Raw genomic sequence first — 13,263 nt, 5'->3', positions numbered from 1 at the left:
CCTCGCACCAAGTCTGAACCGAGATCAACCTGCGTCGGTACGGGACGGCCGGAGGTTAAAGAACAAGCTCAGCTCGTGAACGGTTCGACCGGCGTCACGCCGTAGCCCTCGCCATGGCTGTGCTGATGGTCGCCGGCACAGCGTCGGTGACCACGTCCAGAGCCGGAGCGACCGGTCGTCACTCCGAGAGACCGCTGTCCATCGATCTCGGAACGGCGACCGTGGCCCAGTTGGACGGTCTCCTCAGCTCCGGCAAGATCTCCAGCACCAAGCTCACCAAGGCGTACCTGGAACGCATACAGGCCCTCAACTCCCGGGGGCCCGCGCTCAACGCGGTACGTTCCATCAACCCCGACGCGATGAAGGAGGCCGCCGCCGCCGACAAGGCGCGGCGCGGCAAGGGCCCGCACAGCCCCCTGCTCGGCATACCGGTCATGGTCAAGGACAACATCGATGTCGCGGGTATGCCGACCACCGCGGGTTCGGTGGCGCTCGCCGACTCGTATCCCGCGAAGGACGCACCGATCGTCGCGCAGTTCCGCAAGGCCGGCGCGGTCATCATCGGCAAGGCCAACCTCACCGAGTTCGCCAACTACCTGACCAGCGGGATGCCCGGCGGCTACAGCTCGCTCGGCGGGCAGGTGCTCAACGCCTCCGACACGAGCCAGACTCCGAGCGGATCCAGCGCCGGTTCGGGTGTCGCGGCCTCGATCGGCTTCGCCACCGTCACGGTCGGGACCGAGACCTCCGGATCCATCCTCAGTCCCGCGTACGCCAGCTCCGTCGTGGGCATCAAGCCGACCGTGGGACTGGCCAGCCGCACGGGCATCGTTCCGATCGCCGCGAGCCAGGACACGGCCGGCCCGCTCACGCGCACGGTCGCCGACGCGGCGGCCACGCTCACCGCGCTCGACGGCAGGGACCCGGCGGATCCCGCCACCGCCGCCAATCCGCTCGTCGGGCACGACTTCAGCAGGGATCTGTCGACCACCGCGCTGCGAGGGGCCCGCATCGGGGTCGTCGCCGGCCAGATCCCGGCCGCGGGAACCGACAACCGGGCCCTCTGGGACGCGGCCGTCACCGCTCTCAAGGCCCAGGGCGCGACGCTCGTCGACGTCACCCTGGACACCTCGGGCCGCCCCTCGACGGTCCTGTCCTACGAGTTCAAGCGCGACCTGAACGCGTATCTGGCCCGGCTGCCGAAGAAAGCCCCCATGAAGAGCCTCGCCGACATCATCGCGTACAACAACGCCCACGCCGGTGCGGCGTTGAAGTTCGGACAGGTCAACGCTCTCAACTCCGAAGCCAAGGACCTCGGCGCCGACAGCGCCGACACGGCGGCGTACAAGACGAGCCGGGCCCAGGATCTGGCCGACAGCAAGGACCGCATCGACGCCGTCATGAAGGACGACAACCTGACGGCGCTGCTCTTCGCCAACAGCGGAAGCGCGGGCATCGGCGCGAAGGCGGGGTACCCCTCGATCAGCGTCCCGGCCGGCTACCAGGCCGCCAACAGGCGGCCGTTCAGCATCTCCTTCCTGGGCCAGGCGTGGAGTGAGCCCACCCTCGTCGGCTACGCCCACGACTACGAGCAGGCCACCAAGCTGCGCCGGCCGCCGACGGTGATCAATCCGGCGCCGTACCGCTGCACCTCTCTCACCAGCCTCGGCGACTCCTGCGCGCCCTGACACTGCCCCGATTCGGCAGGTATCGCCAGCACGCGCCTCGTAGAGGGTCCGCCGTCAGGCCACTGGCGGACCCTCGACGGGAGTCGGCCGCCCGTAGGGGACCCGCTCGGCGTCCGGGATGTTCATCGACTCGGCCAGCACCGCGGCGAGCGCGGTCACGTCGGTGCTCTCGACGTCGGATTCGAAGAGCCACTGGATGTTTTCCTCGGGCGTGATGAGGTCGATCGCCGAGCGCCCGTTTCCGTCCCTCGCGGACGGTGCTCGGACGTATCGCACGCGGTCTATCGGGATGTCATGGCCGATCTCACCGTGCCCGAGGAATGCGTTCGTCCTGGCCGTGATGATGCGGCGATCCGTGACGGCGATCAGAGTCCTTGACGCCGCCTTGTCCATCGCCGGCGCCACCCTTCCCTTTGCTCCGTCGAGGAACGCACCGATTCGGGCGGGGGCGTCGAGAGCAAGAACACGGAGGGTCTCACCGTCCTCGAGGAACCATCGCAGGATGCGAAGGTACCGCTCGACATCCTGCGACTTGGGGGCGCAGACGACGGGGGGTACCTGGAGTGGAGGCGCTGGTGAATGGAGAGCATCGGCAAGAGGCTGGATTGCCTCCAGAAGTTGGGCACTGGTGAGGCGAGCCTTCTTCGCGTCCTTCCGCTTCCCTATCAGCGGCGCTGTCGCGCGTCCGGGGAGCTCGGCGATGATCCGTAGCTCACGCGTCAGCGAGTCGACGAGGCTCGTCGTCTCCGCCAGGGCTGAGTTGAACTCCTCGCCGGTCTCGCGCTCAATGATCTCGACGAGCCGTGCCTCGTCGGCGTCTTCGCGTCCCGCGACTCTCGCACGCGCAGCGTGGAGCGCCTGATATCCCGTCCACGCCTTGAGCGAGGACAGGAGGGCGTGGGCATCGAAGATGATTGCCCTGGCGTTCGTCTCGAGATACTGACGTCGGCCGGGTGTGTCGAGCTGACCGAGCTGTCGGACGTGTTCGCCGACGTTCAGACGGTATGTTTCGCGCTGCTTACGCAGGTCGTCATCCTTGGCCGCGACTTTCTCCCACTCGGTCGTCGTGACCGATCCGAGCTCCCGCGCGCGGCCAACCGCGCGATCGACAGTGTCGACGAGCGACGTCAGGTCGGCCCACTGCCCGTGGCGCATGGTCGTGAGGACCTGGCTTGTCAGCGCGATGTTGGTCCTTACGAGGCCCGCGACCTGGCTCAGCATCACCTGAAGCGCGATCATGGCCAGCGCCGGCCCGACCGCTACGGCGACCTCCGCCGCGCTCACCGCAGCCACCGGGATCAGACGGGCCTGATGGACTATCCGGCCGTTGGCGAGAACCGCTCCGAGATTCGCGCCGTCCTTGGCCGCGAGCGCCCCGCCGGCGCTCAGACACGCCCGCGTCGCGTCGCTGAGCCGGTAGATTCCCTCCACTCCGGCGAACGCGTTTGCGAGGTTTCCGCCCACGGTCGCCGTGTTGCCGATCGAGGCGAGAGCTGCCGAGATCCGCGTTCGGTCGTCGACCGACACGAGCCCCAGGTCGATCGGATCGAGCTTGAGCTGCGCGATGAGTTCCTCAGGGACCTCCTCGAAGGCGACCGCGACCCCGGGCCGCACCTCCACCAGGACCGTCGATGCCGCCGCCGAGTTGCTGCCCGGGTGGGGTGCGGGACAGTCCGCGGCACGTGAGTCGTTGGTATCGATCCGGCCGTCCCCCTCGGGCCCCGCGGCCTCCACCGAATCCGCTGGATCATGCATGTGATCTCCTCCCCGCGAGGGCGTCCGACACCCCAACACAAATGCTGCCCGACCCCTGAAATCGCTGCGCGATCGGCCCGCCGGCGCCGGTGCCGGCGGGCCTTCGGCGTTGTCGGTTGTTCCTCAGGCGGGCGGTGTCAGAGCAGGCCGAGGCGGGTGATCTCGCGGCCCGCCGAGCGGTCCATCACCATCTGGAGGCCCGCCGCCCGCGTTCGGTCGTACGCGGACTCGTCTATGACGTCCAGTTGGAACCAGACCGCCTTGGCGCCGAGCGCCACCGCCTGGTCGGCTATCGCGCCGGCCAGGTCGGAGTTGACGAACACGTTCACCACATCCACCGGGAAGGGGATGTCCGCCAGCGAGGCGTAGCCCTGTTCGCCTTCCACCTCTTCGGCCTTGGGGTGCACCGGCACCACCTTCTTGCCGATGCGGCGGAGTTTGTCGGCCACGCGGTAGGCGGCCCGTTCGGGGTTGTTGGACAGGCCGACCACTGCCCAGGTGTCTCCGGTGTTGGTCAGGATGTTGCTTGTCGTCGCGTCATCGCTGTAGACCGTCATGCCGGTCCAACGTCGGTGACCGCCCGGCAGTGCCCGGCGGGGGCTGTTCGGCGGTCGGCCCCCTGGTCTCGTGGTGGCCGGCGGTGCTCGAAGGAAGCAGCCGCTGTTCCTGGGCCAGGGCCACCGCGCCCGCGCGGGTGTCGACCCCCAACTTGGCGTAGATACGGCCCAGATGGGTCTTCACCGTCGCCTCGCTGATGAAGAGTGCGCGGGCGATGTCGCGGTTGCCCAGGCCGCGTGCCAGCTGCCGGAGTATCTCCAGCTCCCGTACGGACAAGGTGGGGCGCGGGCTGCGCAGTTGGGCCAGGACGCGGTCGGCGACCGGGGGTGAGAGCGTGGTGCGGCCGGAGGCCGCGTCGCGGATGGCGGCGAAGAGTTCCTCAGGCTGTTCCGCCTTGAGCAGATAGCCCGTGGCGCCCGCCTCGATGGCGCGCGTGATGTCGGCGTCGGTGTCGAACATCGTGAGCACCAGTACGCGGGGCCGGCCCCCGGCCGGAGGCCCGTACGCCTCGTCCGAGAGCAGGTGTCCGGTGGCCGCGACGCCGTCCATGCCGTCGCCGAGCTGGAGGTCCATCAGTACGACGTCGGGCCGTACCCGCGCCGCCATCGCCAGCGCCTCCTCGCCGCTGCCCGCCTCCGCGACCACCTCGATGCCATCGGTGCTGGACAACAGCGCGCGCAGGCCGGCGCGTACCACCGCGTGGTCGTCGCAGATCAGGAGCCGTACGGGAGTTGAGGACTCGTCGGTCCGTCGCGCGGTCAAGCTCATGACACCGCCTTCTCGGACACGGCTACGGACACGTCCATGGGTACGTCCACGGGTACCTCCACGGACACGGGCTCCAGCGGCACCGCGGCCGACACCACCGTGCCCTCTCCCGGCTCCGACTCCACGGTCAGCGTGCCCCCCAACTGCCGCGCCCGCACACGCATCGCCGGCAGCCCGTGCCCCCGCCCCGCGCGGCCCGGCGGCGCGCCGACGGCGAATCCGCGGCCGTCGTCCGCCACGTCCAGGGAGATCTGGTCGTCCAGACAGGTCAGCGTCAGCGCCGCCCGGGTCGCCCCGGCGTGCTCGCGTACGTTGGCAAGCGCGCCCTGTGCGATGCGCAGCAGCGCCGCCTCGACCCGTTCCGGCATCGGGCCCGGGGTGCCGTCCAGGTGGAAGACCACCGTCAGGTCGTCGCCGCTCTCGCGGTCGGCGAGCGCGGCGAGCGCCGGGGCGAGCGTGCGCTCGGCGAGGTCGGCCGGGGCCAGGTCGTGCACGAATCTGCGCGCCTCGGCGAGGCTCCGGGACGCGATCTCGGCCGCGTCCCTCATATGGTCCCGCGCCGCCCCCGGGTCCGTGTGCCAGACGCGTTCGGCGGCCTGGAGGAGCATCTGCTGGCTGGACAGGCCCTGTGCGAGGGTGTCGTGGATCTCCGTGGACAGCCGCTGCCGCTCCGCGAGGATCCCCGCCCGGCGTTCGGTGGCGGCGAGGTCCCGGCGCGTACGGAGGAGGTCGTCGATCAGGGCGCGCTGCCGGGCGGCCTGGCGTTTGAGATGGATCAGTACGGCGGTCCCGACGGCGGCGACGGCGGGCGGGGCGATCAGCGCGTTCGGGTCGAACTGGCCGTGCGTGAAGCGCAGTTTGGACGCCACGACCAGCACGGTCAGTACGGCGGCGAGCGACACCGCCGTCCGCGTCGACAGGGTGTGCAGCCCGGTGAAGAAGAGCGGCATCGCGCACCACGCGGCGCTCGGCGCGAGCGCGAGCAGCACGACCCACACCGCCAGCACGGCGCCCACCCAGGCGAGATAGCGGGCATCGGGACGCCTCCCGGAGCGCGGTGCGGGCGCCAGGAGCCGTCCGAGCAGATGGAGCAGCCCGAACACCACGAACAGCCCCACGACCCAGTGGGTGTGCCTCCCGCCCTCGTGCCGGATCAGATAGCGCGCGAGCGAGGCGCCCAGGAGCAGGACGAACGCGACGTCCATGACGGCGGTGAGCCACCGCCGGTCGGGATCGGCCCTCGTCGTCGTCACTCGCGTCCCTCCTTCGCACCGGTGAGCGCGCCCCGCTCACCCCCAGTCCTAACGTCCCCGCCACGGTCCCGCATCAGCCGATCGGTTGACACGGCTGTCGCCCGTACGACTCGCGAACCGGGGCCGGTTCGCCGTACCCGCCGCTCACCGACCGGCACGAGGCTGATGACAACGCCCCACCCACGCAAGGGACCTGACAGATGCCCGCGAAGAACCTCACCGTCAACCGCGCCGCCCTCACCCACCGCGTCGCCTACGCGCTGCGCCACCCCGACCGGGCGCCGCGCTACCTGGCCCGCGCCGCCCGCGACACCTGGCTGCGCCACCGCTGGCCGGACCACATCTCGTACTACCGCGCCGTGATGCGCTCCGACACCCGCGCCGACCCGGACGCGGCCGTCGGCAGCCGTAGCCACGAGCGGTGGCTGGCCCTCGGATCCATGCAGTTCGACTACCTCCTCGGCCACGGGCTGCGCCCCGAGCACCGCATGCTGGAGATCGGCTGCGGCAACCTCCGCGCCGGCTGGCGGTTCATCGGCCACCTGGAGCCGGGGCACTACTACGGCATCGACATCTCCCCCGACATACTCGCCGCCGCCCAGGACACCCTGGTGCGCCACGGCCTCCAGGACCGCCTTCCGGCCCTCACCCCGGTCCGCGACCTGAAACTGAGCTTCCTCCCCGACGCGCACTTCGACGTGGTCCACGCGCACAGCGTCTTCTCGCACTCACCGCTCCCGGTGATCGACGAGTGCCTGGCGCACGTGGGCCGGGTGCTGGCGCCTGGCGGCTGGTTCGACTTCACCTTCGACCGCACCGAGGGCAAGGAGCACCAGGTGCTGCGGGAGGATTTCTACTACCGCACCGAAACACTGACCGCCCTGGCCGAGCGGCACGGCCTGACAGCCCGCTTCATGACCGACTGGGAGGAACTGCCCCACGGCCAGTCGAAGATCCGCGTCACCCACGGCCCGCAGGCGTGACCTCCCGCTCACCAGCCCAGGACCCGTATCGCCGGTCGTCACCGACCCGTACCGCAGCCGCTCCCCGTACGTGAGGATGGCCGGGACCGCCCTGTCGAGGGCGGAAGGGAGCGACCCGTCGTGCTGCTGCGGCAACTGGAGTACCTCGTCGCGCTCGCCCGCGAGCGCCACTTCGCGCGCGCCGCCGACGCCTGCTTCGTCTCACAGCCCTCGCTCTCCGCCGCGATACGCAAGCTGGAGCACGAACTTGGTGTGCCCATCGTGCGCCGCGGCCGGCGCTTCGAAGGGCTCACCCCCGAGGGCGAGCGCGTGCTGCTCTGGGCGCACCGGATCCTCGCCGAACGCGACGCGCTGCACCACGAGTTGTCGGTCATGCGCGGCGGCCTCACCGGCACGCTGCGGCTGGGCGCCATCCCCACGGCGTTGACGGCCGCGTCCCTCCTCACCACCCCCTTCTGTGAGCAACACCCGCTCGTGCGGGTCTCGTTGGAGTCGCTGTCGTCGCGCGACATCACGCGGCGGCTGACCTCCTTCGAGCTGGACATCGCGCTCACGTATCTCGACGACGAGAGCCTCCGCCAGGTGCGCAGGACACCGCTGTACGAGGAGCGGTATCTGCTGCTCACACCCCACGACAGCGCGCTCGCCGAGCACCGGTCGGTGCGCTGGGCCGAGGTCGCCGGGCTGCCGCTGTGCCTGCTGTCGCAGCAGATGCGCAACCGCCGCATCATGGACGAGTACTTCGCCGCCGAAGGCGCGAGTGTCACCCCGGCCATCGAGACCGACACCGTCGCGGGCCTCTACACGCACATGGCGGCGGGCCGGTGGTCGAGCGTGATCTCCCACGCCTGGCTGCATATGTTCGGCGTCCCCGAGACGATGCGCGTGGTCCCGCTGGTGCACCCCGCGCACGGCCCGCGCGTGGGTCTGGTCATCGCCGACCGCAGCCCCGAACCGGTGCTCGCGAAGGCGCTGTTGGAGGTCGCGCGGCAGGTGAGCCTGCGCGAGGTGCTGGACGGCCTGCTCGGTACGTATCTCGCGCCCGCCGGCGCCTCCGACCCGCGCGCCTCCGACCCGCGCGCCCCGGACCCGCGGCCCGAGCGATAGCCGGCGCCTATCCGGGCATAGAAACAGTCGCTTTGCCAGGGCCGATGCCAGGACCCACCGTGGGAGGCACCTTCCGAAGCACTTCGCAGCAACGGACGAGGAGCCGCAACGTCATGGCCAAGATCCTGTGTGTGCTGTACGACGACCCGACCGACGGCCAGCCCACCACCTACGCCCGCGACGACCTCCCGGTCATCGACCACTACCCCGGTGGCCAGACCACCCCCACCCCCGAGGGCTCCGACTTCACCCCCGGCCATCTGCTGGGCAGCGTCTCCGGTGAACTCGGCCTCCGCTCCTTCCTGGAGAGCCGCGGCCACACCCTCGTCGTCACGTCCGACAAGGAAGGCGCGGGCTCGGTCTTCGACCGCGAGCTGGTCGACGCGGACATCGTGATCTCGCAGCCGTTCTGGCCGGCGTATCTGACGGCCGAGCGCATCGCCACCGCCAAGAACCTGAAGCTCGCGGTCACCGCCGGTATCGGCTCCGACCACGTCGACCTCGACGCCGCCATCACGCACGGCGTCACCGTCGCCGAGGTGACGTACTGCAACAGCATCAGCGTCGCCGAGCACGTGGTGATGACCATCCTCGGTCTCGTGCGCAACTTCATCCCCTCGCACCAGATCGTGCTCGACGGCGGCTGGAACATCGCGGACGCCGTCAAGCGCTCGTACGACCTGGAGGGCATGCAGGTCGGCACGGTCGCGGCCGGCCGCATCGGGCTCGCCGTCCTGCGCCGCCTGGCCCCCTTCGACGTGGGCCTGCACTACACCGACCGCCACCGCCTGCCGGAGGCCGTCGAGCAGGAGCTCAACCTCACCTGGCACGAGTCGACCGCCGCCATGGTGCCGCACGTCGACGTCGTCACCATCAACGCGCCGCTGCACCCGGAGACCGAGGGCCTGTTCGACGACAAGCTCATCGGCACGATGAAGCGCGGCGCCTACCTCATCAACACCGCACGCGCGAAGATCGTCGACCGCGACGCCGTCGACCGCGCGCTGCGCAGCGGTCAGCTCGCGGGTTACGGCGGCGACGTCTGGTACCCGCAGCCCGCGCCGGCGGACCACCCGTGGCGCACCATGCCGCACCACGCGATGACGCCGCACATCTCGGGCTCGTCGCTCTCGGCGCAGGCGCGGTACGCGGCCGGTACGCGGGAAATCCTTGAGTCGTACTTCGCGGGGAACCCCATCCGCGACGAGTACCTGATCGTGGAGGGCGGTGCGCTCGCCGGCACGGGCGCGCACTCGTACTCCACGAAGGAGAAGAGCTGACCCACCGGGGACCGACCGGGGACCGACCGGCCGGGCCGGGGAGGAGCGGGCGCTGGAGGCGCTTCCAGCGCCCGCTCAGGCCGGAGATCCAGGCGACGCCCGAGGTGATCGCGGACCATCTCGCGTGGGCGAGGGCTCAGCAGGAGTGAGCGTGTCCTCGGCTCGGAACCTGTTCAGAACACGTACGGACTCACACCGCGATCCCTCAACTCGGCCACCACCTCCCGGCCGTCGGGTACGTGCCGCGCGTCGTTGCCGCTGAGGACGAGATGCGTCAGCCCGCTGATCTCCAACAACGGTGCCAGCGTGTTGACTTGAAGGGTGTATGTGCCCCGGAAGTCCATCCTGCGCAGGCTGGAGAGCTTCGCCAGCGCGGAGACGGAGCGCAGCCCGAGCGGATAAGCCTTGATCGACTCGATCGACGTGCTGCCGATCAGGAAGTCGAAGTCCGGCCACGGCTGGTATCTGTACTCAAGCTCGCGAAGTCCTCTCATCCCTCCCATCGGCGGCGGCTTCAGCCGGTCGCACGACTCGATCTTGATCTTCTGGAGGGTGGGCGAGTCGGCCAGGGCGTCCAGGGACTCCAGTTGGCGCACGCCCTCCAGGCGCAGTTCGGCCAGCGGCGCCCGGCCTGCCAGACCGTCCACGTCATGCAGGACGTCGCAGCCGAGGATCTGAACGCGCCGCAGTTCCGGCAGATCGCCGACCCGGCCGAGATCGGCCAGTGCGGGGCAGTGGCGTACGTCGAGCATGCGCAGGTCGGGCAGGCCCGGCGCGCCGTCGAGTGTACGAATCGTGCGGAACCGGTCGATCAACAGCACTTGCAGACCCGGCATTTCCGGCAGGAACCCGAGATCCGGTCCGCCGTCGATGTTCGTCAGGAAGAGCCGCCGCGGGGCGGGGGCACCGGCCAGCGGCGAGAAGTCGCGCAGCGCCGTACAGTCGCGCACCCTGAGCAGGTCGAGGCCGGTCAGCGCCTCGACTCCGGCGACGGAGGTGAGCCGTTCGCAGTCGGCGAGTTCGACGGTTCTCAGACCGGGCAGGCCCGCGATCGCCCGGAGGTCCTGGAGTTCCACGCATTCGGTGAGGACCAGTTCGGTGACGTCCGGGTGGTGGCCGAGGCCGTCGAGGGACCGGAGGCGCCGGAGCTTGTCCATACGCAGGACGCGCAGGCCGGACATGGCGCCGATGCCCTTGAGGGTGGTGAGGTGCGCGCAACTGGTGAGGTCCAGCTCGGTCACCGCGCCCACGTCCGTCAGGGCCGACAGGTCCTTGATGCCGGTCCAGCCCAGATCGAGCGTGGTGAGCCGGCGCAGACCGCTGAGGGGGCCGATGTCACGCAGGCCCCGGCATCCCTGGAGGCTGAGGGATTCGAGTTCGGGCAGCGCGGCGCCGAGTCCGGAGACCGACGCGACGCCCGTCATGCTGAGGTCGAGCGTCCGCAGCGCGCGCAGTCGCAGCAGCGGGGTGATGTCCTTGACCTTGCGGCACCGGTGCAGGCGCAGGCTTTCCAGGGCGGTGAGAGCGGTGAGTGGCGCCAGGTCGTCGACACCCGAACAGCCGCCCAGATCAAGGTGGTTGAGCCGGGTGAACTCGGCGAGCGGCGCGAGGTCGCCGAGTCCGGCGCAGCGGTCCAGCTGGAGCGCGCGCAGGACGGGGGCGAGGTGGCGCAGGCCCTCGGGGACGGTCCTGCTCACCTTGAGATCGGTGCGGTTCTCCCGTACGTAGGCGGGGAGAAGGAGCAGTTCGGCGAAGCCGTCGGGGTCGGCGACCTTGGGCCACAGCTTCAGGAGCGTGTCGGTGGTCGGCTCCCCGACGGCGGCGAACCGGGCGGCGAGCGCCACTGCCTCGGCGGGGTCGAGGGGTGGTGCGTCGGCGTCCCGGACGAGGAGTTCGCGTACGGCCTTACGGGCCCGCGCGGCCTTGACGGTGGGCAACAGGTCGCGCAGGGCTTCGAGTTCGCCCGTCCCGTCGGAGGGGTCATCGATCCGAGAGGTGCTCATGGCACGGCAGGATATGCACCGTCTCCATGGGCGCCGGGGGGCGGGGCGACTCCTCCGACCTCGCGCTCTCCCCGCCTTGTCACGCCCCGATGCGCCGGGCGCCGCTCCGTTACGTCCCGACCTCGAAGGAGCGCAGCCACAGCTCCAGCGTGAGGACCAGCCACAACTTGCCTCCCTGGCGCGGCAGCAGCGTCCCCTCCCTCCGGAGCCAGGACCGGATCGTGTCTTCACGGAACAGCCCACGGGCCCGCGCCGATCTGCCGAGCAGCAGGTCGTGGCCCAGCTCGCGCAGAGGCCCGTCCAGCCACTGCTGGACCGGTACCCGCATCCCGCTCTTGGGCCGGTCCACGATCGTCGGCGGCAGCAGGTCCCGTACCGCCTCCTTGAGGATCCACTTCTCGCTCGTCCCGGCGAGCTTCAGCCGGGGCGGCACGCGGAACGCGTGGTCGACGACCGCGCGGTCGAACAGCGGGGCGCGGCCCTCCAGCCCCTGCGAGGCGGTGATGCGCTCCACCTTGGTGAGGATGTGGTGGGCGCCCTTGGTCCGCAGGTTGGTGTGCAGCAACTGGTTGAGCAGGCCGCTCATCCGGCCCTGCTCCAGATACGGCGCCAGCAGATCCGTCACCGGCGGCGCGTCCGCCAGCTCGGCCAGTACGCCCGGCGTGAGCAGGACGGGCAGGTCGGCGTGGCACTTGCGGTACGAGTCCACGTAGGCCCGTGCCCGGGAGTCCACGCCCGCCTCCTCGCGCAGCAGCTCGTGGATGAGCATCGGCAGGTTCTTGGGGCCCCCGAAGACCGGGTCGCCGCCCTCCCCGTTGAGCACCACGCTCATACCGTCCGCCGCGACCGCCTCGGCGAGCATCAGGTTGGGCACGGTGAGCGGGTCGCCGACCGGACTGTCCAGCAGCGCTACGGTCTCCGGCAGCCGCGCCGCGACCGCCTCGCCCGGCACGGTCAGGATCTGGTGCTCGGTGTGGCAGTGGGCGGCGACCAGTCCGGAGTAGGCGAGTTCGTTCGGGGCGTCGCCGCCGAAGCTGATCGAGTACGACCGGACGGCCTGGTCGTGCAGTTTGGCGGCGAGCGCGGTGACCAGGCTGCTGTCGACACCGCCGGAGAGCAGCACGCCGACCGGTTCGGCGACCGGCAGCCGCCGCGCGGTGGCCGATTCCAGCAACTCGCGCAGTTCCCGGGCGTGTTCGGGCGCCGGGCGCTCGTCGACCGCCTCGGCCGGCTCCCAGTACGTCTCCTCCACCGTGGAACCGTCCGCCTTCAGCCGTACGCACCGGCCCGGCAGCACCTCGTGGATCCCGCGCAACAGGGTCTCCCTGCCGGGGAGATACGCGAACGTGAGGAACGACCTGACCGCCGGCAGATGCAGCCCGGTGTCGAGCGCGGGCCAGCGCTGGAGCGCCCGCAGGGAGGTGGAGGCCGCCCACGCGGCCCGTTCGCCGGTGCCGGCGCGGGCGTGGAAGAGGGTGCGGGCGCCCATGTGGTCGCGTACGAGGACGAGTTCGTCCCGTTCGACGATGGCGAGGGCGAACATGCCGTCGGCGGCGGCCAGTCCGGCGGCGCCGAACGTGACATAGGCGCGCAGGAGCAGCTCGCCGTCCGGGCAGTCGCCGGGGATGTCCTCGGCACCGGCCGAACCGAGCCGGGCGCGGAGTTCGGGCGCGTTGTGGAGCGTGACCTCGCCGATCGCGTACACGTCGCCCGCCCGGTACGGTCCTTCGGCGGCGCCGGGTCCGTCGAGCAGGCCCAGCGCGTGGTGCCCCGGCCGCGTCGGCAGGGGCCGGCCACCCATGGCCGCCACCTGCCCGGCCGGGTCGTCGGCGGTCAGACACGCACACCAGCGGGACATCGCGTCCTCT

General features: G+C 70.7%; 9 protein-coding genes and 1 pseudogene. 4 read left to right on the top strand and 6 right to left on the bottom strand.

Annotation, left to right across the window (positions count from 1 at the left end; translation table 11 throughout):
• Positions 1 to 146: 146 nt before the first annotated feature.
• Positions 147 to 1,688, top strand: a complete 1,542-nt coding sequence (locus IEY79_RS07030) for an amidase family protein (protein WP_189106418.1) — start codon at positions 147 to 149, stop codon at positions 1,686 to 1,688.
• A 54-nt stretch (positions 1,689 to 1,742) separates the two neighbouring features.
• Here IEY79_RS07030 and IEY79_RS07025 read toward each other — a convergent pair whose 3' ends face one another.
• From IEY79_RS07025 to IEY79_RS07010, 4 genes and pseudogenes are all read right to left on the bottom strand, one after another.
• Positions 1,743 to 3,443, bottom strand: a complete 1,701-nt coding sequence (locus tag IEY79_RS07025; RefSeq protein ID WP_189106417.1) for a hypothetical protein — start codon at positions 3,441 to 3,443, stop codon at positions 1,743 to 1,745.
• Positions 3,444 to 3,580: 137 nt separating this feature from the next.
• Complete coding sequence (locus tag IEY79_RS07020) at positions 3,581 to 4,000, bottom strand: CoA-binding protein (protein WP_189106416.1); 420 nt, start codon at positions 3,998 to 4,000, stop codon at positions 3,581 to 3,583.
• Between the two features lie 94 nt (positions 4,001 to 4,094).
• Positions 4,095 to 4,769 (bottom strand): annotated as a pseudogene (locus IEY79_RS07015) (response regulator); the annotation flags it as partial.
• The gene (locus tag IEY79_RS07010) at positions 4,766 to 5,974 is read right to left on the bottom strand and encodes a sensor histidine kinase (RefSeq protein WP_189106455.1); all 1,209 of its coding nucleotides are present in this window, start codon (positions 5,972 to 5,974) and stop codon (positions 4,766 to 4,768) included. The pseudogene IEY79_RS07015 and the gene IEY79_RS07010, both read right to left, overlap by 4 nt.
• 248 nt (positions 5,975 to 6,222) lie before the next feature.
• On the opposite strand from IEY79_RS07010, the gene IEY79_RS07005 reads away from it, so the two are divergent.
• The 3 genes from IEY79_RS07005 (at position 6,223) to IEY79_RS06995 (ending at position 9,392) form a co-directional block, all read left to right on the top strand.
• Positions 6,223 to 7,005, top strand: coding sequence for a class I SAM-dependent methyltransferase (locus IEY79_RS07005; protein WP_189106414.1), 783 nt, complete (start codon positions 6,223 to 6,225; stop codon positions 7,003 to 7,005).
• A gap of 120 nt (positions 7,006 to 7,125) precedes the next feature.
• Complete coding sequence (locus IEY79_RS07000; RefSeq protein ID WP_189106413.1) at positions 7,126 to 8,112, top strand: LysR family transcriptional regulator; 987 nt, start codon at positions 7,126 to 7,128, stop codon at positions 8,110 to 8,112.
• Between the two features lie 113 nt (positions 8,113 to 8,225).
• Positions 8,226 to 9,392, top strand: a complete 1,167-nt coding sequence (locus tag IEY79_RS06995; protein ID WP_189106412.1) for an NAD-dependent formate dehydrogenase — start codon at positions 8,226 to 8,228, stop codon at positions 9,390 to 9,392.
• A 173-nt stretch (positions 9,393 to 9,565) separates the two neighbouring features.
• Here the strand turns inward: IEY79_RS06995 and IEY79_RS06990 are convergent, their stop codons facing one another.
• Positions 9,566 to 11,395, bottom strand: coding sequence for a leucine-rich repeat domain-containing protein (locus IEY79_RS06990; RefSeq protein ID WP_189106411.1), 1,830 nt, complete (start codon positions 11,393 to 11,395; stop codon positions 9,566 to 9,568).
• Between the two features lie 109 nt (positions 11,396 to 11,504).
• Positions 11,505 to 13,253 carry an asparagine synthetase B family protein gene (locus IEY79_RS06985; RefSeq protein ID WP_189106410.1) on the bottom strand — a complete coding sequence of 583 codons (1,749 nt, stop codon included), beginning with the start codon at positions 13,251 to 13,253 and terminating at the stop codon, positions 11,505 to 11,507.
• Positions 13,254 to 13,263 lie beyond the last annotated feature (10 nt).

This window comes from Streptomyces camponoticapitis (assembly GCF_014646115.1).
In the GTDB taxonomy this organism is placed as follows: Bacteria; Actinomycetota; Actinomycetes; order Streptomycetales; family Streptomycetaceae; genus Streptomyces; species Streptomyces camponoticapitis.
Note: the sequence above shows the minus strand (reverse complement) of the source record. Positions and strands in the feature narration are given on the sequence as shown.

What these genes read in the sequence shown, in the direction of transcription:
- IEY79_RS07005 (WP_189106414.1), top strand. Translation starts at nt 6,223, where the DNA reads ATGCCCGCGAAGAACCTCACCGTCAACCGCGCCGCCCTCACCCACCGC.
- IEY79_RS06990 (WP_189106411.1), bottom strand. Translation starts at nt 11,395, where the DNA reads ATGAGCACCTCTCGGATCGATGACCCCTCCGACGGGACGGGCGAACTC.
- IEY79_RS06985 (WP_189106410.1), bottom strand. Translation starts at nt 13,253, where the DNA reads ATGTCCCGCTGGTGTGCGTGTCTGACCGCCGACGACCCGGCCGGGCAG.
- IEY79_RS07020 (WP_189106416.1), bottom strand. Translation starts at nt 4,000, where the DNA reads ATGACGGTCTACAGCGATGACGCGACGACAAGCAACATCCTGACCAAC.
- IEY79_RS07010 (WP_189106455.1), bottom strand. Translation starts at nt 5,974, where the DNA reads ATGGACGTCGCGTTCGTCCTGCTCCTGGGCGCCTCGCTCGCGCGCTAT.
- IEY79_RS07025 (WP_189106417.1), bottom strand. Translation starts at nt 3,443, where the DNA reads ATGCATGATCCAGCGGATTCGGTGGAGGCCGCGGGGCCCGAGGGGGAC.
- IEY79_RS06995 (WP_189106412.1), top strand. Translation starts at nt 8,226, where the DNA reads ATGGCCAAGATCCTGTGTGTGCTGTACGACGACCCGACCGACGGCCAG.